We start from the raw sequence: 23,220 nt of genomic DNA on the forward strand, positions 1-23,220 counted from the left end.
CTACAAACTTGACTTTAGATTTAAATAGTGTAATGTATTCTTGCTAAATAAAATCGTTGATTACTTTCGGGAGCATCGTTCTGGTGTGTTGAAGCAACTCTGTGAAACGCTTTGTTTTGAAGTAGTTTAATTGCGTAACAGGATTTCTAATGCATATTGCGGGTTTAACGATGTACTACCATTTTGATTATGAAATGAGCACTTGGGATTATGCCGATGGATTAATGACCGCGTTATTGCGAAGCTTATATAACGCTCAGGTCATTAACCAATAAGTATAATTTAAAACAGAGCCTGTTAAGTAAAAGTTTAGGTACCGGGCTTTGACTTTTTATACTAATTGTATTTTTTGTGTTTTTGTATTAGTTTTAACATAAAGTCATCGCGACGTATACGATAAATATAAACGAACGGACCAAGTGAGGTAAAAAACTATTTTAATACCTTTGTCTTTCTAAAATTTTAAAGTTGTATGACAGTTACTGCTTCAAAAAGCATTCAAATAAAGGGGGCAAGGGTACATAATCTTAAAGGAGTTGATTTAGATCTTCCCCGAAATAAATTCATTGTTATCACAGGGGTTTCCGGTTCGGGAAAATCCTCCCTGGCATTTGACACGTTATATGCCGAAGGACAAAGGCGTTATGTAGAAAGTTTGAGTTCGTACGCACGCCAGTTTTTGGGAAGGATTGATAAACCTGAGGTTGACTTTATTAAAGGAATTCCGCCCGCTATCGCCATCGAGCAAAAAGTAAATACTCGAAATCCTCGCTCTACCGTTGGTACCTCAACCGAGGTATATGATTACATGAAACTGCTGTTTGCCCGCATAGGCAAAACCATTTCTCCGGTTTCGGGTAATGAAGTGAAACGCCACTTTGTTTCGGATGTGGTGGACCATATTGTTGACCACGATGATAAAACAAGATTGGTTATCCTTACAGACATTCATGTTCCGGAAGGACGCACATGTGCCGAACACCTTGAGGTTTTGATGAAGCAGGGATTTGTTCGTGTGGAAAGTGAGAATGAGTTTTATAAGATTGAAGATATCCTGCAGGATGAGAATCTGTTGTCCGGATGTAAGTCGTTTAACCTGGTAATCGACAGGGCAACAGCTTCTAAAGATGAAGACAACCTTTCGCGTTTGGCCGATTCGATTCAAACTGCTTTTTTCGAAGGCAAAGGAGAGTGTATGGTCAGGGTTTTCGAGAAAGATAAGGTGGAAACACAGACCTTCTCTAACCGGTTCGAACTGGATGGAATTGAATTTGAGGAGCCCAGTGAGCATATGTTTACCTTTAACAATCCTGTTGGGGCATGCAAAAGATGCGAAGGGTTTGGAAGTGTAATTGGTATTGATGAAGATTTGGTGATCCCCAATAAATCGCTTTCTGTTTTTGAGGATGCGGTGGCATGTTGGAAAGGGGAGAAGATGGGAGAGTACAAAAAAATGCTGATATCTGCGGCCCATCATTTTAATTTTCCTGTACACAAACCGTATTACGAGCTTAGTAACGAAGAGCGTAAACTGCTTTGGAAGGGCAACAGGTATTTTCATGGTATCGATACCTTTTTCAGGCATGTTGAGGAGCAGCAATATAAAATCCAATACCGGGTGATGTTATCCCGCTACCGGGGCAAAACAAAATGCCCGGAATGTAACGGTACGCGATTGAAAAAGGAAGCTTCGTATGTGAAAGTGGGAGGGAAGAGCGTTTCGGAATTAGTGTTGATGTCCATCACCGAGTTGATGGAGTTCTTTAAAAATCTGAAGCTATCAAAACACGAGGAAAAGGTTGGTTTGCGTTTGTTTAGAGAAATCAACACGCGCCTGAAGTTTTTATATGAAGTAGGTTTGGGTTATCTCACCTTGAACCGTCTTTCTTCCACGCTTTCCGGCGGGGAGAGTCAACGAATTAACCTGGCCACTTCATTGGGCAGTACTTTGGTGGGCTCCCTCTATATCCTCGATGAACCGAGTATAGGACTGCATTCCCGCGATACTGAATTATTGATAGGCGTGTTGCAAGAACTTCAGAAACTGGGGAATACGGTTATTGTGGTTGAACACGACGAGGATATTATGCGCGCTGCGGACGAAATTGTGGATATAGGCCCGGGAGCGGGCCGTTTGGGAGGAGAGATAGTTTTTAAGGGCAAATTGGAAGAAGATGCGTGTGCCGATTTAAGTTTGACACATCAGTATTTGTTTGGCGCTAAAAAAATAGAGCTGCCGATGTCGCGCAGAAGTTGGAACAATTATCTGGAAATATTGGGGGCACGGGAGAACAACCTCAAAAGTATTGATGTAAAAATACCCTTAAACGTTCTGAACGTAATCACGGGTGTAAGTGGTTCCGGTAAGTCTTCCTTGATCAGGTCAGTACTATATCCTGCCATTAAAAAAAGATTGGGCGGTTATGCGGATAAAACAGGAGCCTTTGATCTTTTAAAAGGAAGTGTGGAAGAGATAAGCGAAGTGGAATTTGTTGACCAGAACCCCATAGGTAAATCGTCTCGTTCCAATCCGGCCACCTATTTAAAGGCATACGACGAAATACGCAAGTTAATGGCTGGTCAGCAGGCTTCCAAGATAAATGGCTATAAAGCTTCTCATTTTTCGTTTAATATCGACGGCGGTCGGTGCGAGGAGTGCCAGGGAGAAGGTACCATTAAGGTGGAAATGCAGTTTATGGCCGATATCGTGTTGACTTGCGAGAGTTGTCATGGCCGCAGGTTTAAGAACGATATTTTGGACGTGAAATACAAAGGAAACAGCATTCATGATATTTTGGAGATGACCATTGAGCAGGCTATTGAATTCTTTGCCAAGGATGCCAAAAATACTGAAAAGAGAATCATCAGTAAGTTGCAACCTCTGGCCGACGTTGGTTTGGGATATGTAAAAATGGGGCAATCATCGAGCACGCTTTCCGGCGGAGAGAGCCAGCGTGTTAAGCTCGCTTCGTTCCTGGCCAAAGAAAAGAACGAACCTACCTTGTTTATTTTTGATGAACCCACCACAGGGCTGCATTTTAACGATATTAAAAAGCTATTAAAAGCGTTTGATGCGTTGATAGCCAAAGGCCATTCTTTGGTGATAATCGAACACAATATGGAAATCATTAAATCTGCCGACTGGGTCATTGATTTAGGGCCGGAAGGCGGTGATAAAGGAGGGTATTTGGTATTTGAAGGAACGCCTGAAAAATTAGCCGATGTGGCAGGATCATACACCGGTAAGTTTTTAAAACCGTACCTGCGATAGATACAAAAAAAGCTGCCTTTTAAGGGCAGCTTTTTTTAGAACCTAATAGGTCTAAAGTTATTGTTTATTTTCTTTTTCTATCCCAAATAACACAGCAACGCATCCTTTGGTGGTGTTTTCAGCGTTGTTGTAATCATCCAGTACTTTCAGTTTTAAAATTAACATCTGGGTTGTTTCTACCGTAAAATCCCAAACGTCTGCAAAGTCATGTTCTTTGTTGTCGAAAAGGATATGGTTTTCTTTATCTACCAAGCGGAAGTGAATATCGGGAAGGTTTTCGATTTTACTGATGGCAACACGATACTTTTGGCCTGCAAAAAAGGTTTTATACAGTTCGGCCGTTTCCCCGGCACCAAGAATTGTGGCATTGTAATTTCCGTCGTGAACAAATTCATTTAATTTGGCCTTGCCAATATTTTTGGCAAAACCCGCACATTGAGCTTTGCAAACATCAGGTGCCAGAAATAGAGCGGATACCAACAGCCCAACGTAAAGGGCTTTTTTTAGATTTTTCATGATTTGGTGAAGTGTGTTGTTGGTTACGAAATAAATTCGCCTCTTATTTCTTCCACTTTCTTAATTAAAGATTCAAATACTTCTTTTGACATAAATGTTTCTGAATCGGCTTTAATCGTTGTAACCCTGTTCTCGGCATCAGTTTCAGATTCAACCTTAGAGGTGTTAACAATTTTAACCTGCTCGAAAATCCCTTTTAACTCATTCATTTTGCCATACAGATACTGAATGTCCTCGTTATCGGGATAGGACTCCAGCAAGTTCATTACCGTAATCAGCGAAAGCTTTTGGTAAACAATTCTGTCCAATAGTCTTTTGTTGTTTTCCATGGAGCCATTTGTCAATGCCGATGCAAGGTATAAACCTTCTACCCATCCACCAACCAGAACTATTACCGAAATAGCAGGTCGGTCGTTCTCTTTTAAATAGGCATTGGAAGTCATAAAGGTTTCCGAGATGATTTCAAGAACCGCATCCCTGTTGTTCATGTTATCCTCCAGTTTTTTCATGGTGTTTTCATCAATGGCATCGATAATACTTAAACCTTCCGCCATTTTTTTTGCACATCCCATATACTGAATAGCACTTTGGGTTTGATCGAAAAGACTGGTATAACTTAAGTCTGCACTGTAAATACCTAAATTCAATGCCATTTTTAAATTGGTATTGTAATTGGTGATGTTTGACGTTGGATTTAATATTTCCCCGTCGTAACGTGCACCTGACCTTTTGATCAACATGGCAGTTTCCAAAGGCGATGGCAGCGAATAAAAAATCAGTTTCGATTTATTAAAATCTTCCATCATTTGGGGATCAATCTGTTGTTGGGTCGATTCAATTAATTCATCTTGTTCGCTGGATGACTTCTTTTGCTCGCTCGATTGACATGAACTTAGTATGCAGGCTGCAATAAATACAATTGAAACTGTTTTAGAAACTAGATGAAAAGTTTTTCTCATTTTGTTATTTTTTTATGCCTCCATTCTTACTGAAAATGCCAAAAATGCAGACCGTAATTGCTAGGTTTTTAATTAATTGTTACATTCCCAAATCGCTCCGATGCTTTTGGAATGCGTCACTCATATAATACAGCACCTAAAAATATCAAATATAATTCAAAAGCAATATTTTTTGATTGCTTTTGTTGATGAAATGCCAATAAAAAGCTTTTGACACCCTTGAGTTCAACAGCTCTTTACGTATTTTATGGACAAAGGTTTTATTCCATGTTCGAAAAATAGCGCATAAATTGGGCTCTCTCGTACATGGCAGGGTCTTTAATTTTTCGGTAACTCATCAAACCTTTGAAAGAATTTATGGTATCAAATTTCTTTTCTTCCATCCAGTATGATAATTCATTCAACATATCAGAGATGACTCCTGCTCCTTTTTGATAGACCGCAGAGCATACCTGAACCGTTGAGGCTCCCGCCAATAATTGCTTGATAACAGCTTCCCCGTCATGGTTGCCCGTAGAAGCCGAAATATCTATTTGTTGCACCTTGTCGGACACGATAGCCACCCAACGCAACGATCTTCTGATGTCAGCCGGGGTACTGAAAACGGATGCGGAAACCAGGCTTAACCGGTTGATATCTATATCTGGTTGATAAAAACGGTTAAATAAAACAACCCCATTGGCACCTAACGCATATAATTTGTTAACCACACCAACAATATTGGCAAAGTTATCGCCAAGTTTCATCGAAAAAGGAATATTCAATGTTTTGTTGATATTTTCGGCCACTGAATAATAAAGACCTTCAATAACCGAGGCTTCAACATTTTTGTCTGTGTTTACCACATGGATATTTAATTCAATCGCATCAGCACCAGCTTCTTCCACTTGTTTGGCAAACGAAATCCACTCGTTTGACGAAAAACAGTTTATACTTGCGATGATCGGAATGTCGAACTTGTTTTTAGCATCGGTGATGAGTTTCAGGTATTCCCCAACAGAATTGTCCTTTGTGTAGCCTGTAATATAATCCATCGCTTCGGGGTAATCATAACCCTCGCTGGTCTGGATTTGCTTATTGATATCGTGATTGATCTGCTCCTCAAATAGAGATTTTAAAACAACGGCACCTGCACCTGCATCTACCAGTTTCTGAATTTTATCAACGCTATTGGTTAAACCGGAACTACTAACAATAATTGGGTTTTTAAGTTTTAGACCCAGATAGGTAGTATTTAAACTTGTCATAGACTTTTATTTATTTATCAGAACAAATATAATTTTTTTTGTACATTTTCATTCCAAAATCCGCAATTAATGAATATCAATGATAGTTTCTGGCCCCAAATATTGTGCTGCCTATGCGAACCATTGTACTGCCTTGCTTGATGGCTATATCGAAATCGCCCGACATTCCCATGGATATCTCTCTAAAATATTCTTGTTTGCTAAAGTGCTTCTTTTTTAGTTGATCGAAAATATTAGCCAAAACCGAAAATTCTTTGGCCACTTGCGATTTGTCATCCGTATACGTAGCCATTCCCATTACGCCACATATCTCAACGTTTTCAAATTCGAGGATGGCATCGTTTTTTATGAGTTCATCCAGCTCATCCACAGAGAATCCGAATTTGGTACTCTCCTCCGCAATATGGAACTGTAACAAGCATTTTATGACCCTATTATTCTTTTTCCCTTCCTTATTAATGGTAGTTAGTAGTTTTAAAGAATCCACCCCATGCAGTAGGCTTACAAATGGGGCAATATATTTTACTTTGTTGCTTTGCAGATGACCTATGAAGTGCCATTGGATATCCTGGGGCAGTTCTTCGTGTTTCCGGGTTAATTCCTGCACTTTGTTTTCTCCGAAAACCCGTTGGCCGGCATCATACGCTTCCATAATGTCGCTGTTGGGTTTTGTTTTTGAAACAGCCACTAGGGTTACGGTTTCGGGTAGGGAGGATTTTATTTTGTTTATATTTTCAACAATGGTCATGTGTTCGTTTTTTTGCATAACAAAAATATCAATAAAAAAAGAGATTGCCTATCTAAAGCAATCTCTTTTGATTTATACTAAAGATAAAATTTTATTGCAATTTATGAATTACCAGTCCCGAGCGTAACTTAGGTTCGAACCAAGTGGTTTTTGGGGGCATAATATTACCAGTGTCGGCAATGTCTATTAATTGTTTCATAGAAACCGGATACAGGGCAAAGGCCACTTTCATTTCACCGCTGTCCACCCTTTGTGACAATTCCCCCAAACCACGGATACCACCTACAAAATCAATTCGTTTGTCGGTGCGTAAGTCTTTTATGCCTAAAATGTTATTCAATACCAGGTCGGAAAGAATAGTAACGTCCAATACACCAATGGGATCGCCGTCGTTGTATGTTCCCGGTTTGGCTTTTAGCTTATACCATTTACCATTTAAGTACATCGAAAACTGATGAAGTTCATCGGGTTTAATAATTTCGTTGGAGGTCTGAATGATTTCAAAACAATCACGAAGCCTGGCCATAAATTCTTGATTCGAAAGCCCGTTTAAATCCTTAACAACCCTGTTGTAATCAATAATCTTTAATTGGGTATCGGGAAAATGAACCGCCAAAAAGAAATTGTACGCTTCGTTGCCAGTATGATTAGGGTTTAGCTCTCTCTTCTCTTTTCCAACCAAGGCGGCCGCAGCCGTTCTGTGATGTCCGTCCGCTACATATGTGGCAGGGACCTTGGTCGCAAAAAGTTCTTCGATACGTCGATTTAAATCCTTGCCTCTAACTACCCAAAAATGATGTCCAAAACCATCCTCAGCGGTGAAGTCGTACTCCGGTTCGTTATTTTTTACATAGTTTTCAACGATGTCATCAATTTCTTTCACATTGGGGTAGGTGAAAAACACGGGTTCAATATTGGCATTGTTTATTTTTACATGAATCATGCGATCTTTTTCCTTTTCGCTTCTGGTCAATTCATGTTTTTTAATGATACCATTTAAGTAATCATCAACAGATGCAGCGCCCACGATACCATATTGGGTTCGTTCATCCATTGTTTGCGCGTAAATATAAAACCGGGCTTCCTTTTCCTGAAATAACCATCCCTTTTCCTGGAACATCTTGAAGTTACGAACGGATTTATCATATACCTCCTGCGAGTGGATGTCGATATCTGGCGAACAATCTATTTCGCTTCGGGTAATATGTAATAACGATTCCGGTTTTCCCTCCGCCATTTTTGCCGCTTCTTCACGGTTCATTACATCATAAGGCAAACATGCCAATGTACTGGCAATGTTTTGTGGTGGACGAAGTCCTTTAAAAGGTTTTACTACAGCCATATTGTTTAGATTTTAATCAGGATTTTAATCAGAATACAATATAGGCACTTAATTTTGTTTTGAATAGTGATATTTATCAAGAAGAAGGGGAGAGAGTTGCTGATTTTTGGCAGGAATTTTTTGCGCTCAAATGGCACAACCGATAATGGTTAACTGTAACATTTAAATCTAGTGCTTATAAAACGAAGAACTTATACGTTTAGGATTTATTTTTATGCGCATAAAAATAAATCGTTAAAGCATGAGATTTTAAGCATATGAAAATCATTTATGAGGCATATGACTGAGAACGAAAAAAGGGTATTCGAACGAATACCCTTTATATTTGATTTAAAAAAGAGCTTACTTGTTTACCTTAAAAGTAGTGACCCCGTTTTTGATGTAATCGACAATTTGATTGGCGGCTGCTACACCTGCGTTAATGTTAGCCTCTGCAGTTTGCGCACCCATCTTTTTAGGAGTAAAGAAATACCTTCCTTCAAATGGAGCGTATTCATCTTTGTTATCAGGAGCGATATCAGAGATATAAGCAAAATCAGTTCTTTCGTTCATCAACTTAATCATATCTGCTTCGTGAATAACCTCTTTACGGGCTGTGTTTACCAATACACCGTTTTTAGGCATCTTAGAAAGCAAATCAAAATTGATAGATTCTTTAGTTTGAGCAGTTGCAGGAATATGCAAAGACACATACTGACAAGTGGAATAAAGATCTTCAACAGAATCAACAGGTGTTACACCGTCTGCTTTAATTTTATCGGCACTTACAAATGGGTCGAACGCATAAACTTCCATTCCGATACCCTGCGCAATTTTGGCTACGTACATACCTACGTTTCCGTACGCGTGAATACCAATCTTTTTACCTTTAAGTTCGGTTCCCGCAGTACCGTTGTATGCATTACGGGCCATAGAAATCATCATACCAAAAGCTAACTCGGCAACTGCATTTGAGTTTTGCCCGGGCGTGTTCATGGCAACCACATCATGGGCAGTACAAGCTTCAAGGTCAAGGTTGTCGTAACCGGCACCTGCTCTAACAACAATTTTAAGTTCTTTGGCAGCCTCTATTACTTCGGCGGTAACTTTATCGGAACGAACGATAAGTGCAGAAGCGTCTTTAACGGCCTCCAGAAGTTCAGCCTTATCGGTATATTTTTCGAGCAAAGCAAAGTCGAAACCAGCTTCTTCAACAATAGCTTGGATTTTATCAACAGCAGCCTTTGCAAAAGGCTTTTCTGTGGCAACAAGTACTTTTGACATATTAGTAAGAATTTATGTTTATTTAGGTTATGTAATTGATATAGAGGTATGGAGTAGTTTATGCATTCCCCATTCCCCCATCTTTCTCCGGGGGCGTAGCCTATGGCGAAGAACCTGGTATGGTACTTCCCACTATCCCAAGGATAGTGGGAAGAATGTTCCAAGTGTTTTAATATGGTATTCTAGTGTTTGGAAGCAAATTCTTTCATGGCAGCAACCAATACTTCTACGCTTTCTTTTGGAAGTGCATTGTATGTAGAAGCTCTAAACCCACCTACCGAACGGTGACCTTTAATACCTACACACCCTTTTGAGGTGGCAAGCTCCATAAAGTCTTTTTCAAGTTCGGCATACTCTTCGTTCATCACAAAACAGATGTTCATGATAGATCTGTCTTCCTCAGCTTCAACAGTAGCCTTAAAGAATTTGTTGCTATCGATCTCGTCGTAAAGAAGCGCTGCTTTTTCCACATTCTTCTTGTTCATGGCAGAAATACCACCATTATTCTTCAACCAAGTCAAGGTTTGTAAAGCAGAAAATACAGGTAATACAGGAGGCGTGTTGAACATCGATTCTTTATCGATATGCGTGCGGTAATCCAACATAGTTGGAATTTCCCGCTCCACTTTACCTAATGCATCCTCTCTTACAATCGCCACGGTCACTCCGGAAGGAGCAAGATTCTTTTGCGCACCTGCATAAATTACATCGTATTTTGACACGTCGATGGGACGTGAGAAAATATCCGATGACATGTCGGCTACTAAACGAACACCCAGGTCTAAATCTGTTTTTATTTCGGTACCATATATAGTGTTGTTAGAAGTAATGTGTAAGTAATCTAAATCAGCAGGTATTTCAAAACCTTTGGGAATATAATTGTAGTTTTTGTCCTTAGAAGATGCAACTTCAATCACTTCACCAAATAATTTAGCCTCTTTTTGCGCCTTGGCTGCCCACGAACCGGTATTTAGGTAGCCTGCTTTTTTGTTTAATAAATTATATGGGACCGCACAGAATTGTGTGCTCGCACCACCACCCACAAAAATTACCTGGTAACCGGCTGGTACTTCCAACAATTCTTTAACAAGAGCAATCGCTTGTTCCATTACCGCAACGAATTCTTTGGAACGGTGAGATACTTCCATAACAGATAAACCTGTTCCCGCAAAATTTACAACAGCTTCGGCTGTGTTTTTAATGGTAAATTCCGGTAAAATAGATGGTCCGGCGTAAAAATTGTGCTTTTTCATGTTTAAATTATTTTTTACACTTATAGCCATTTTCAATAATAGAATTGTTAATGGATATGTATTATTATACAATTAATAAAAATTCAAAAAAATAGAGCTTTCACTATACAAAAAAGCCTGATTAGCTTACAATATTGAGATTTATCCTTTTCTTTTGAAGTATGGCGCAAATTTAGAAAAATCTGTCATTTAAATCCATTATTTGCCATAAAACATAGTTATCTGTTATAATTAAATGTTATGGTCTAAGTCTCCAAAATAACACCAAATACCGCTTAAAATATTGTTGTTAAAGGATATGTGAAATGATTTTTGTCATTCGGAAACCTGATTTTAGTCATGAAAAAATCTTTGTTACGTGAGGGTATCCCAAAATGTTTTTAATTAACAGCGGGACTTGCAGATTAAAAGCTGAGAGACTCAGTAACCCCCATCCCTGCATCTTTGATACGTTACTTCCCCTGGCTTCAGAGTTAAGGGGAAGAGCCATTCGCTCGGTACTTACAAATCGTAAATTTACAATTTTCATAAACTGAATATCGGACACCCTCACTACGTTATTTTTACGATACCGGTCTGCTTATGCTTATTTGAATGTTTTACGTGTAAATGTGCTTTTTACATTATAAAAGCAATAGTCAGGTCGGTGCGTTCATTTAGATAAATGGCGTTTTTACGACTAAGGCTTTCAGTTTTCTATTTCTAACCTTGATATATATTTCGGAACCCAATTTGGCATTTGGTGTAATTATATATCCCATTCCAATACCTTGTTGCAAAACAGGTGATTGCGTTCCGGAGGTTACCTTACCAATAACATGATCATCCACATCAACAATAACATAATCCTTGCGCGGGATGCCTCGGTCAATCATCTTAAAGCCTCTTAACCGACGTTTTACACCTTCGGTTTTCTGCTTTAATAACACTTGTTTGTCCATAAAGTCTTTGTCGTCTGTAAATTTTGTAATCCAACCTAAACCCGCTTCAATAGGTGAGGTGGTGTCATCAATATCGTTGCCATACAGACAATAACCCATTTCAAGACGCAAGGTGTCGCGGGCACCCAGTCCAATAGGCTGGATATTGAATTCTGCTCCAGCCTCAAAGATGGCCTTCCAAATATGCTCCGCATCTTTATTATGCATGTAAAGTTCGAAACCACCGGCACCGGTATAACCGGTATTTGAGATGATAACTTCATCAATGCCGCCTATTTTTCCCGTAACAAAGCTATAATAAGGTATCTCCGATAAATTTATATCCGTAAGTTTTTGCAGTGTTTCAACCGCCTTTGGTCCTTGCACAGCTAATTGTGAAATGGCATCAGATGCATTTTCCAGATCGGCACCCATGGTATTGTTTTTTACACACCATTCCCAATCTTTATTTATGTTGGAGGCATTTACAACCAATAGGTACTTTTCTTCTTCATATTTATAAACCAGTAGATCGTCAACTATACCTCCCTCGCCATTTGGAAAGCAAGAGTACTGAGCATTACCAACGGCTAGTTTGGATGCATCATTAGAAGTTATTTTTTGCACGAACTCCAAAGCATGGGGGCCTTTCGCCCAAAATTCGCCCATATGCGAAACATCAAATACACCTACCGAATTTCTCACTTGCATGTGTTCGTTGTTAATTCCCGAGTATTCTATTGGCATTTCGTAGCCGGCAAAAGCGACCATCTTAGCATTTAGCTGCTGATGGATAGCGTAGAAGGCAGTTTTTTTCATTATTTATTTTTCTTGAAAATTTAAGAACAAATGTTTTATCTATTGACACAAATGTATGCAAATGTTATTGGGTCATATATGATAATTACTTTCTTTTTATCCGTTTTGCTAAAAAATAGCGTATTCGCTCTTGTAATTTTTAAAGAATCTTTATCTTTAAGACGATTAAAAAACTCATTGAAGTACCAAATCAATACTTGGTACAATGAAAACTGTGAATTAAATGTACCAAGGAAATTGCTGAATTTACTTTGGAATTTGCATGTAGGTTACATAAAAAAAACTAGATTTGTATTTTAAACTAATAATTAAAGCCAGACCTAATGGTAGAGGATTACAAATATATCGACTTATCTTACCTTGAGGGAATTGCTGAAGGGGACAAGGAAATTATTAAAGAACTTGTTGAGATATTTCTGGATCAAATGCCCGAATTTACAGATGGTTTTGCGGAAAGCATGACAGACAAAGACTGGGTTAAAGTAGCAGCCATTGCCCATAAGGCAAAATCATCGGTGATGTCAATGGGAATGGAAGAGCTTGGTAGTATCGACCTGAAAAACATGGAGTTATTGGCGAAGCAACTACGAATCAATGAACTCTCGGTGAAAGAAAGCATAACGGAATCCCAAAAAGAAGAGATTGTCAACCTTAAACGGAATCTTGAGAGTTATCCTGACAGCAGGGTGACTTGGGTTGTGGAAAACGCCGACAAAGAAACATTAGAAAGTCTTATTGAAAAATTTACTACTGTATGTAATAAAGCAGTGGATGAGTTAAATAAAGTGATTAGTACCTATTAAACCTTACATACTCTTATGGTTGAAACAAGATTAAACGACGGATTTGTAATTGCCAGCATCAAAGAATCTGACAGACTTACAGCTGCTGTAGCGGATGATGTAAAAAGCGATTTGACAAGTATTGTATCAGAAAGCAACAGTAAAGTGATACTTGATTTATCAAATATCAAATTTATCGACAGTACTGGAATAGGTGTGTTAATATCCGCACTGAAAACAGCCAGGCAAAGTGATACATCTTTTGCTTTATGTGCAATTCAGAAGGATGTCATGAGCTTATTGTCATTGATGAAGCTAGATAAGATTTTTGAAATTTGTGCTGACGAAAGCATGTTATAAAATAACGTTGCAAACAATATGAAGTACATATTAGGTACGTTTTGTTTATAACAAGAAAGCCTGGCTCAACATTGAATCAGGCTTTCTTGTATATGCGTTTTAGGTCTGCAATATGCATGAGAATTTCTTAGCCAGCCTACTGGCCGGTATTACACATCGAAATGGCTTCAAAACAAGACACTGCGTTGCTTCATTTTAACGCTCCAGAGCGATAATTCCAATGTTGTGCTATATCACTTCTATTGCTGCAGCAGGCATCCAACCTTCATTACCATCGCTGATTACAATCCTTTTCCATTCGCCAAGTTCTTCCAGGATATTCACCTTTGTTCCTTCGTGCAGAATAAAAAGATCTGTTCCTCCAGCCGAAGGAGAACTCTTGACGCTTACGGAGGGCTCAAAAACAATAGCAGTATCCCGATTAATGAGCTTGTCTTTTTGAGAAGCTGAAAAGTTAAACGCTATAAATGCCACAACGAATAAAATTATTCCCGCAGCAAACGAAACTTGTTTTATACTTCTTTTACGTGAAAATAAAAATAGTCCTATACCCAATATAGATATACAAAAAGCAGTTATAGAGAGGAGCGCCCAGGTGTCGGACTTTGTTTTGCTTTTAAAGTTTTTAAACCAGGTTGCCAGAAAGAACTCGCCAACGGTTTCCAGTTTGTCGGTGATTTGCATATTGGACATTTCGAGGTTGTACCGGATGTCTTTGTCGTGCGGAGCCAGCAAAAGAGCTCTTTCATAATTTAATATGGCCCTGGGGAGATTGCCAGATTTGTAATATGCATTGCCAAGGTTATAATACAATTTGGCACTTTCGACTCCGGTATTAATAATTTCGTTATAAGAGGTTATAGCTTCCTCGTATTTCCCCTCCGTAAATAGGTTGTTGGCATCTTCAAATCTGTTGTCTTGAGCATATGCTGAAGCGGCAGCTGCAAGTACGATAATATATATTAGTAGTTTTTTCATGCGCTTAATAATTAGTAAAACTTGAAAAGCTATGCAAATTTCAATCCCCGAATTAAGTTCGGGGCAGGCTTTGTTCCTCTGTGCCCGGTTGTTCGTTTGCTGCCCGTGGCAGAAAAGCGACTATGCAGGTTATTTTTTTATTTGATTATCCAATCTGCCAATGTTGGTTAAAGCCCGTTTATACAGTTTATCCATTTCTTCGGTAGCTCCTGAATCAGGGGAGAAACGGGCAAACTCGCAAGTGTCTAGTATTGATATCAGTTCATCTTTCACTTGTGTTTCAACACCTCGTTCTTCAATGAGCGTGCTTATTTTGTCCTTGTTTAATTCACTTACCGGTAGGTATAGCTTGTCGCTTAAATAGGTGTATAAAGCTTTCAATACTTCATCGTAGAACGCCTCATGATCTTTTGCCTTAAGGAAGGAAGACGACTTTTTAAGGCGTTTTTGAGCCATTTTATTCGCTTTCTTGTTCTTTACCAAATGCACGTTCTCATTTTCGTGCATGCGCTTCCTGTATAACACAAAGGCCACAACCAGCAATAGCACAGGTAATAAATACCCCAGATAAAACAACATAGAACCGAACAGGAAGGTACCTTTAGGTTTTAAGTCGGGTCGTCCGGTTTTGATAAATCGGATATCCTTTCCTACAAACCTAACATCCTCGCGGTTTACACTGGATGGACTATACGTTCCACTTACATATTCTTCTCCTTCGCCATTTTTTTCAACCTCGATATGGATGGGTTGCGACGAAATTGTTTTAAAACTATTTGATTGATAATCGAAATATGAGAATATTAAAGGATCGATGGTATATGTTCCCGGAAACCTGGGAATAATAAGGTACTCAAATGTTTTGGTTCCTTTCATCCCGGCCGTTGTGTTCTGAAAGTTATTTTTAGTCGTAGGATCAAACAAATCAAAGTCGGTAGGGAAGTTAAACTCGGGCGAGGACATCAATTTGTGATTGCCCGTGCCGGAAATGATTACTTTAATTGTGACACCATCATTTACCTTAACTTTATTGGCAGAGGTCACCACCTTCATGCTCAACTGTCCAACGGCTCCAGAAAAATTCTGTGGTCTGCCCGCAGGATATGGTTTAACCGTTACTTCAATTGGCTTGGACTTAACACGTTTTTTTACAACCCTGTAGTTGTTATCAAAAAAGTCGTCGAAAATGCTTTGCGACCTACGACGCACCCTTTGTTTGATCAAAAACTCTATCTCGGTGGGAGAGATGGTTTGCACGCCGGTTTTTTGTGCATATAGTACTTTCTGTTCAAAGGTACCTACTCTATATTGTTTATTATTCACATACTCGTAGGCCCATTGAATATTACTGCCATCGGACAGTTCTTGTACGATGAAATTCCTGAAATCGGGATGTTTGATATCCGAAACATTGTCCAGGTCGATTCTGGTATAAATTTTAGTGGTCAGCACCAAAGGTTCGCCCTGGTATATACTCTTTTTATTGCTGAGTACCTTGATGAACAAATCATCCGTTGAGAAATCTGTCTCGGAAGACTGCTGTTGCTGACTTTGTTGTTTTTGGGCGGAACCGTCGTTTTTTACAACCTCAATACTGATTTCATTACTTGAATATTTGTTACCATCCACAGTTATCTGTGCCGGATTAATAGTGTAATTGCCGGGTTTGTCGCATTTTAAAATATAAGTGTAGGTATACTGTCTGCTTCTGGTCACTTTCCCATTAATTATTTGTGTACTTGAACTGGTCATGACACTGGGCCCCATTAATACTGTAAAATCGGGGAGGGGGGGTAACCTAAAATCATCGCCTTCTTCGTTGACAGAGAATATAAGCTGGAATTTCTCTCCCGCCAACACAGACTGCTTAGCCTGGGCTGTAAACTGGACATCTTGCGCACCCACACTTTCAAAAATGGAAAGCATGAGAACTATAAAAAATATGTGTTTTAATTGGTGCATCATCACAATATTGAAATTCTTGTGCAAAAATATATTTATAAGCCTGAAAAAATCAAACATTTTTCACTTTTCGCTACGCTAATCAAAATGCCGAGAAAGTTTCATTCAACGTTTCACGGGCTAGCCCTCGGACCTGTTTAGGCCGGTTCGGCCTTTGGTGCTTTATCAATGCAATAAAGCATCCAGGTTGAACACCGGCTCTTACTCTACCAGTTTTTCTCAATGTTTTTGTTAGGCTTACCTTTTATTTTTTTCATTTTATCCTGTAATTCCTGTTCATCCTGATTCAGCGCATTGAGGATTCGCTCCGCATCTTCCTTGGATATTTGATCCTGAGGTTGAGCTTGTTGTTCCTGACTATCCGGTGTCCCGTCATTATTGGAATCGGTATCGCGATAATCTGGTATTCCATCTCCATCAGTATCCTTTGGTTCATTCGGATTCTCGCCGGCTTCTTGTTGGTCCGGTATGCCATCGTTGTCAGAATCTTCGTCCTGATAGTCCGGTGTGCCATCCTTATCGGTATCCTCGTTTTCGTTTTGCTGTCCGTTCTTGTCTTCTTTTTCTTTTTCGTCAGGAATACCATCCCCATCGGAATCCTGTTTTTGCTGATCCTGTTGGTTTTGGTCCTTGTTTTGGTCCTTGTTTTGATCCTGATTTTGGTCTTTGTTCTGATTTTGGTCTTTGTTCTGATCTTGATTTTGTTCCTGCTGCTGTTTCATTTTCATGGCGGCAATCAAGTTATACCTGGTCTCATCGTCCAAAGGATTGTTTTTTAAAGCATCTTTATACGAATTGATTGCATTGTCGATATCCTTTTGGGCCAGATAAGTGTTACCCAGGTTGTGCTGAACCTGTGCCTTCTGCTCCTTGCTTAAATTTTCAAGGTTGATACTTTTAAACTGATTAAAGGCTTCTTCAAATTTCTCTTGTTTAAAGTATGCATCTCCCAGGTTAAAATCGGCTTCGAAAGAAGATTCTCCTTCCTTTAATTTCTCCAATGCTTTTTTATATTCAATTTCGGACTCGATAAATTTGCCTTCGCTGTATTCATCGTTTCCGTTGCGAATGAACTTACGTTCTTTTTGTGCAAAGGTTGTTATTGCACAAAACAATAATATGGTAGTCAGTAAAGATCTCATTTCTCGTCCTCCTCTTCGAACAGTTTAATTTTACGCAGGTATTTGTTCTTGCGTTCCAATACCATAAATTCTATCAACAAAAACAATAGCGCAAACAAAGCGATATACTGAAACTGATTTTCATAATCGGTATAAATCTTGGCTTCCATTTCCGTCTTTTCCAATTTCGAAAGATGGTCGACCAAATCGTTCATCCCCTTTCGGATATTGTTGGCCGCTATAAACTCTGCACCTCCCGCCGTCGCGATTTCAACCAGCATGGCTTCGTTTAACTTGGAGATGACCACATTTCCCTCACGATCCTTCATGAAGTTGTTTTTGCCACCGTCGGGGATCGGGATAGGGGAGCCCTTGGGAAGTCCCATTCCTACCGTATATACTTTTATTCCTTTTTCTGCTGCTGCTTTGGCGGCCTGAATGGCATCATCCTCGTGGTTTTCGCCGTCGGTAATAACAATTATAGCGCGATTCACATCCTCTTGTGATGTAAACGACCTGATAGATTGGTTGATGGCGGTTCCGATTGCAGTTCCTTGCGTAGGAATAATTCCTGTGTTAATAGATGAAATAAACATCTTAGCCGAGGGGTAATCCGTTGTAATGGGCAGCTGTGTGTACGCTTGTCCTGCAAACACAACCAAGCCTATTTTATCGTTCTGAAGCTTATCTACCAACTGAAAAATTGCTCTCTTCGCCCTGTCCAATCTACTGGGCTGAATATCTTGCGCATTCATACTGTTGGAAACATCCAAAGCAATGATGATTTCTATTCCCTTACGTTTAACGGTTTCCAGCTTAGTTCCGAATTGAGGCCCTGCCAAAGTGAAGATGATGGCGATCAGTGCCAATAACATCAAATAAAATTTAACCGTGGGACGCACGGAAGAAGCGCTTGGCATCAGGGGTTCCAATAAGGTTGGATTACCGAACCGTTCCAGGGCTTTTTTCCTTCTTTGTCCGATTATCAGACTGGCAAAAGCTAATATGGGAATAATAGCCAGCAGATATAAAAATTCTGTATGTTCAAATCTAAACATGATGATTCTGTTTTATTAAGGTAGGTTTCGTAACACCGTGCTTTTTAAAAGCACTTCCAGCAACATAAACACCGCGGCCAAAATTGCCCAGAGCATATATTCCTCCGAACGTTTTGTGTATTCCTTTACCTCAATCTTGGTTTTTTCCAATTGGTCAATTTCTTCGTATATTTTTTTAAGGCCGTTTTTATTGGTAGCCCTAAAATACTGTCCGTCTGTGATGTTGGAAATCTCTTGCATCATCTCCTCGTCAATTTTCACTTCTTCCTCTACAAGACGCGTGCCGTAAGGTGTTTGTACGGGACGTTGGGCAATGCCTTTGGTACCCACACCGATGGTATAGACCCTAATGCCAAATGTCTTTGCTATCTCGGCTGCTGTTAATGGTGCTATCTCCCCACGGTTATTTACACCATCCGTTAAAAGGATAATAACCTTGGATTTAGCCTCACTGTCCTTAATTCTGTTCACTGCGGTTGCCAAACCAAGTCCGATAGCGGTACCGTCTTCCACCATATGCGTTTTTATGTCCTGCATCATATTTACCAACACCGTTTTGTCGGTGGTTAGGGGGCATTGCGTAAAGCTCTCTCCGGCAAAAATAACCATCCCGATCTTATCGTTTTCACGAGCAGATATAAACTCCGAGGCCACATCTTTTGCCGCTTCCAGCCTGTTTGGTGTAAAATCCAGCGCTTCCATACTCGAAGAGATATCCATCGTCATAACTATGTCGATTCCTTCGGTAACAACGTCTCTGGAGCTATTTGAAGACTGCGGGCGAGCCAGAACCACCACAATCATGGCAATGGCAAATGCTCTTAAAACGATAGGTAAGTGTCGCAGGTATACTTTCCATGACGTTGGAGCCGCGCTAAAACCCTTTAAAGTGGATATTTGCAACGAAGCCTGGGCACTTTTATGTTTCCAGATATACCAGCCTATCATGGGCACCAATACCAGCAAAAGGTAAAAATAATCCGGATGTAAAAATTTAATGTTGTTCATTATATTATTGTTATGCAATAACCTGTATTACTTTTCTATGGAATCTTCCTGTTGCACACCCTTGGCCAACATTTGTACTTTTTCTTCTTCCAGTGTTTTAATTTCTTCTTTTTTGGTTTGATTCACAAAAAAGTAGGCATTCAACAAGGTCAACCCGTTTTCATCTGCCAACGGCTGAAACTTCGCGAACTTAACCAAATCGGCCAATTCCAGCACCTGGGTAAGTTGCTCCATCGATTTGTTATCGATATCCAAAGATTTTAAGGAATCGAAAATTTCAATGGATGTTTGTTCCAGGGCAGACTGCTCGTATCTTTGCTCGATATACGCACGGATAGTATTGGACACCTGGGTATAGAACTCTTTGACCTTATTGTGTTCCCAAAGCTTTGAATCCTTGATTTTATCCAACTCCCTTAGCGCAATAATATGTGCCGGTTCCTGCGGTTTTGCTTTGACAAACGACAATCCACCTTCGGTTCGGTTTTTGCGCAGGTATAAAAATAACCATATCAGTAATCCCAGAGCCAGCGCTATTCCACCATATAGATATATAAAATCGAGTACCTCGGCAATTTTAAATGGAGCATCTTGTGGTCCTTTTATATCTGTAACCCCTTTTTCAGGATCTACTTCTTTAAAAGGGTTCACCACCATCAGACTTAACGCGTTGGATGCTGCTATATTTCTTACCTGGTTTTGAATCACTTCAAATTCGATAGGAGGAATGTAATGCAAGCCACTATCAAACGAGGTAATCCTGAAAAGTTGGGATAGAACCAATCGGTCGTTCCCCAATCTTAAACTGTCTACCTGTCCTCTTTCAACGATTTCAACGTTTTTTGTGATGGTATCAGTAAAATGCGGGAAGTTGACCATCACACCGGAGGGTTGACTCACCTCGAGTTTAAGGTCAATTTGTCCTCCAATCAATATCATGGTAGAATCCAACGTAGCGGTAACATTTACTTGTTGAGCATTTGCAGAAAAACTTGCAAATGCAATTAAAACTGCAAGTAAGGATTCTTTTATGTTGATTTTTTTAATCCTATTTACAAGTGTAATATGGTTCATTACATTCGTTTTTTAAATAAGTACATTAAAGACTTAACGTAGTCTTCATCGGTTCTGATGGAGGTATTATCGATCCCACACTTTCTGAAAATGGCTTTAGTATTTTCATCGTTCTCTCTCCACCATTTGTTAAAAGCTTCCCTGACTTTGATATTTGAGGTATCAATCCACGAATATTGACCAGTTTCGGCATCTTTCATTTTCACCAAACCCACCGAGGGCATCTCTGTTTCGCGCTTGTCGTAAATTTTCAAGGCCACCACATCGTGCTTTTGATTGGCTATCTTCAGCGGATTCTCAAATTCTTCATCGATAAAATCGGAAATGACAAAAGCCGTACATCGTTTTTTAATGGCATTGGTCATATATCGCAAGGCCTCACCAATATTGGTGGTCTTATTTTCCGGCGTAAACGAAATCAGCTGGCGTATGATATGCAATATGTGCTTTCTTCCTTTTTGCGGTGTTATAAACTTTTCTATCTTATCGGAAAAGAAAATAACACCGATCTTATCGTTGTTTTGAATGGCCGAAAAAGCCAATACGGCAGCAATTTCGGTGATGATATTTTTTTTGTATTTGTAAGATGTACCAAACTCCCTTGAGCCTGAGACATCAATTAGAAGCATCACGGTGAGTTCCCTTTCTTCCTCAAAAACCTTAACATAGGGATGATTAAAACGTGCCGTTACATTCCAGTCGATATTGCGGATGTCGTCACCATATTGGTATTCGCGAACCTCGCTAAAAGTCATCCCTCTGCCTTTAAAGGCGGAATGGTACTCGCCCGCAAAAATATTGTTGGAAAGCCCCCTCGACTTAATCTCTATCTGTCGAACCCGTTTTAAAAGCTCTGCTGTTTCCATAGTGTTTGTTGTTTTAATGATGCCTTATGTATTCCGATACGATAAAGCATTTTATAAACTTTATAACTCTCACCTCTTATTCTAAAGTCTACTATGGTACCTCTATTGTATTTAATATATCATTAATCACATCTATCGACGTAATGTTGTTGGCTTCTGCCTCGTACGAAAGTCCAATTCTATGGCGCATCACATCGTGGCAAACCGCACGAACATCCTCAGGGATCACATAACCTCTGCGCTTGATAAAAGCATACGCTTTTGCAGCCATAGATAGACTGATACTTGCACGTGGTGAACAACCGTACGAAATCATTTCTTCGTATTTATCCAGGTTGTATTGAGCCGGGAAACGTGTTGCAAATACGATGTCGACGATATACTTTTCGATTTTTTCGTCCATATAAACATCTTTCACCACCTCGCGGGCACGGATGATATCATCGGGCTTTAGGATCGTTGATGCTTTAGGGAATGATTGGGCCAGGTTATGACGGATAATCATTTGTTCCTCTTCCTTTTTAGGATAGTCGATAACAATTTTAAGCATAAAACGGTCGACTTGCGCTTCAGGAAGCGGGTAGGTACCTTCTTGCTCGATGGGGTTTTGCGTTGCCATCACCAGGAAAGGTTCCTGCAGTTTATGCGTGGTTTCTCCAATGGTTACCTGGCGCTCCTGCATGGCTTCCAATAAAGCACTCTGAACCTTTGCCGGAGCACGGTTAATCTCATCGGCCAAAACAAAGTTGGTGAAGATAGGCCCTTTTTTTATGATAAACTCTTCATTTTTTTGGCTATAGATCATAGTACCAATAAGGTCGGCGGGCAAAAGATCAGGAGTAAACTGTATTCTGCTGAAATCTGCATCTACAACATTGGCCAGTGTCGTAATGGCTAAAGTTTTTGCCAATCCGGGAACCCCTTCCAAAAGGATGTGTCCATCACTTAATAATCCAATTAGCAAGCCTTCCACCAAATGCTTTTGACCTACGATAACTTTGTTCATTTCGATGGTTAGCAAATCCACGAACGAACTCTCGTTTTTTATTCTCTCGTTTAATTCTCTTATATCAACAGATTGCTCCATGATTTTAATATTATATTTAATTGATTTCAATTTTTATTGTGGCTTCCAAAATTAGTTTTTTAATGAGCAGTCAAAAATCTAAGGTTGTTAAAAAACGTTAATCAATTATTTGAACTAAGCATAAATACACTAATTTAACAGTTCCTTAACTTTTTATATGGGATGCTTTAACGGATTGAACCAAATAAGTAGCGGTTGGTTTTAAGTATTCAATAATTTAAGATAATAGAGGAGCGATGTAATATGAGTATAGCGTTATTCATAAGCATTTGTATTGTAACAAATCATTTTAAAAGAGAAAAATAATGAGCAAATTTGGGGATAGAGACTTTGTATGTAAACATATGATGCTAAGAAAACAGGACTTGGTAAAAGTGATTCACGAAAAAGATTTGAAAACAGTAGAGGATATTCAGGACGAAACTAATGCGGCCACTATTTGTGGTTCGTGTTATGATGATTTGGAGGAGATATTGCAAGAAGAACTGAAGAAGGTGAAAGGTTAGTGTTTTTATTACGAAGGCACAAAAGCCATAAAGAAATACCGAGGAATTATTTTTTGTGAATCCTGGAGTACAAAGTGCTT

General features: G+C 39.4%; 20 protein-coding genes. 4 read left to right on the forward strand and 16 right to left on the reverse strand.

Going from position 1 to position 23,220, the window contains the following annotated elements:
* Positions 1-472 precede the first annotated feature (472 nt).
* Positions 473-3,271: an excinuclease ABC subunit UvrA gene (gene uvrA, locus ACT29I_RS15800; RefSeq protein ID WP_430932830.1), complete on the forward strand. Its 2,799-nt coding sequence runs from the start codon at positions 473-475 to the stop codon at positions 3,269-3,271.
* 57 nt (positions 3,272-3,328) lie between these two features.
* Here uvrA and ACT29I_RS15805 read toward each other — a convergent pair whose 3' ends face one another.
* The 8 genes from ACT29I_RS15805 to gcvT form a co-directional block, all read right to left on the reverse strand.
* The gene (locus ACT29I_RS15805; protein ID WP_430932829.1) at positions 3,329-3,787 is read right to left on the reverse strand and encodes a hypothetical protein; all 459 of its coding nucleotides are present in this window, start codon (positions 3,785-3,787) and stop codon (positions 3,329-3,331) included.
* A 23-nt stretch (positions 3,788-3,810) separates the two neighbouring features.
* Positions 3,811-4,746, reverse strand: a complete 936-nt coding sequence (locus tag ACT29I_RS15810) for a hypothetical protein (protein ID WP_430932828.1) — start codon at positions 4,744-4,746, stop codon at positions 3,811-3,813.
* 260 nt (positions 4,747-5,006) lie between these two features.
* Positions 5,007-5,993, reverse strand: coding sequence for a dihydroorotate dehydrogenase-like protein (locus ACT29I_RS15815; RefSeq protein WP_430932827.1), 987 nt, complete (start codon positions 5,991-5,993; stop codon positions 5,007-5,009).
* A gap of 76 nt (positions 5,994-6,069) precedes the next feature.
* Complete coding sequence (locus ACT29I_RS15820; RefSeq protein WP_430932826.1) at positions 6,070-6,759, reverse strand: YggS family pyridoxal phosphate-dependent enzyme; 690 nt, start codon at positions 6,757-6,759, stop codon at positions 6,070-6,072.
* Positions 6,760-6,832: 73 nt separating this feature from the next.
* Positions 6,833-8,083: a DUF1015 domain-containing protein gene (locus ACT29I_RS15825; RefSeq protein ID WP_430932825.1), complete on the reverse strand. Its 1,251-nt coding sequence runs from the start codon at positions 8,081-8,083 to the stop codon at positions 6,833-6,835.
* A 342-nt stretch (positions 8,084-8,425) separates the two neighbouring features.
* On the reverse strand, positions 8,426-9,346 hold the full coding sequence (locus ACT29I_RS15830) for a 3-phosphoglycerate dehydrogenase (RefSeq protein WP_430932824.1): 921 nt from the start codon (positions 9,344-9,346) through the stop codon (positions 8,426-8,428).
* Between the two features lie 182 nt (positions 9,347-9,528).
* A complete protein-coding gene (gene serC, locus ACT29I_RS15835; RefSeq protein ID WP_430932823.1) occupies positions 9,529-10,599 on the reverse strand; it encodes a 3-phosphoserine/phosphohydroxythreonine transaminase in 1,071 nt (356 codons plus the stop codon).
* 656 nt (positions 10,600-11,255) lie between these two features.
* Entirely contained in the window at positions 11,256-12,338 is a 1,083-nt protein-coding gene (gcvT, locus tag ACT29I_RS15840) for a glycine cleavage system aminomethyltransferase GcvT (RefSeq protein ID WP_430932822.1), read from the reverse strand.
* A 323-nt stretch (positions 12,339-12,661) separates the two neighbouring features.
* On the opposite strand from gcvT, the gene ACT29I_RS15845 reads away from it, so the two are divergent.
* Positions 12,662-13,141, forward strand: a complete 480-nt coding sequence (locus tag ACT29I_RS15845; RefSeq protein ID WP_430932821.1) for an Hpt domain-containing protein — start codon at positions 12,662-12,664, stop codon at positions 13,139-13,141.
* A 15-nt stretch (positions 13,142-13,156) separates the two neighbouring features.
* Positions 13,157-13,480, forward strand: a complete 324-nt coding sequence (locus tag ACT29I_RS15850) for an STAS domain-containing protein (protein WP_430932820.1) — start codon at positions 13,157-13,159, stop codon at positions 13,478-13,480.
* A 228-nt stretch (positions 13,481-13,708) separates the two neighbouring features.
* On the opposite strand, the gene ACT29I_RS15855 is transcribed toward ACT29I_RS15850, so the two are convergent.
* From ACT29I_RS15855 to ACT29I_RS15890, 8 genes are all read right to left on the reverse strand, one after another.
* Positions 13,709-14,458 carry a tetratricopeptide repeat protein gene (locus ACT29I_RS15855; protein WP_430932819.1) on the reverse strand — a complete coding sequence of 250 codons (750 nt, stop codon included), beginning with the start codon at positions 14,456-14,458 and terminating at the stop codon, positions 13,709-13,711.
* 129 nt (positions 14,459-14,587) lie between these two features.
* A complete protein-coding gene (locus tag ACT29I_RS15860; RefSeq protein WP_430932818.1) occupies positions 14,588-16,384 on the reverse strand; it encodes a BatD family protein in 1,797 nt (598 codons plus the stop codon).
* A 242-nt stretch (positions 16,385-16,626) separates the two neighbouring features.
* Positions 16,627-17,562 carry a tetratricopeptide repeat protein gene (locus ACT29I_RS15865; protein WP_430932817.1) on the reverse strand — a complete coding sequence of 312 codons (936 nt, stop codon included), beginning with the start codon at positions 17,560-17,562 and terminating at the stop codon, positions 16,627-16,629.
* Positions 17,559-18,599 (reverse strand): vWA domain-containing protein, encoded by a 1,041-nt coding sequence (locus ACT29I_RS15870; RefSeq protein ID WP_430932815.1) that lies wholly within the window; start codon positions 18,597-18,599, stop codon positions 17,559-17,561. The genes ACT29I_RS15865 and ACT29I_RS15870 overlap by 4 nt, the downstream gene beginning before the upstream one ends.
* Positions 18,600-18,614: 15 nt before the next feature.
* Positions 18,615-19,607 carry a vWA domain-containing protein gene (locus ACT29I_RS15875; protein WP_430932814.1) on the reverse strand — a complete coding sequence of 331 codons (993 nt, stop codon included), beginning with the start codon at positions 19,605-19,607 and terminating at the stop codon, positions 18,615-18,617.
* A 27-nt stretch (positions 19,608-19,634) separates the two neighbouring features.
* On the reverse strand, positions 19,635-20,681 hold the full coding sequence (locus ACT29I_RS15880; protein WP_430932813.1) for a hypothetical protein: 1,047 nt from the start codon (positions 20,679-20,681) through the stop codon (positions 19,635-19,637).
* A complete protein-coding gene (locus ACT29I_RS15885; protein ID WP_430932812.1) occupies positions 20,681-21,547 on the reverse strand; it encodes a DUF58 domain-containing protein in 867 nt (288 codons plus the stop codon). The genes ACT29I_RS15880 and ACT29I_RS15885 overlap by 1 nt, the downstream gene beginning before the upstream one ends.
* A gap of 91 nt (positions 21,548-21,638) precedes the next feature.
* Positions 21,639-22,634, reverse strand: a complete 996-nt coding sequence (locus tag ACT29I_RS15890) for an AAA family ATPase (protein WP_430932811.1) — start codon at positions 22,632-22,634, stop codon at positions 21,639-21,641.
* Between the two features lie 305 nt (positions 22,635-22,939).
* Between ACT29I_RS15890 and ACT29I_RS15895 the strand changes: the two genes are divergently transcribed.
* Positions 22,940-23,140, forward strand: coding sequence for a (2Fe-2S)-binding protein (locus tag ACT29I_RS15895; protein WP_430932810.1), 201 nt, complete (start codon positions 22,940-22,942; stop codon positions 23,138-23,140).
* Positions 23,141-23,220 lie beyond the last annotated feature (80 nt).

It is taken from the genome of Saccharicrinis sp. GN24d3, assembly GCF_052400645.1.
Lineage (GTDB): Bacteria > Bacteroidota > Bacteroidia > Bacteroidales > Marinilabiliaceae > Saccharicrinis.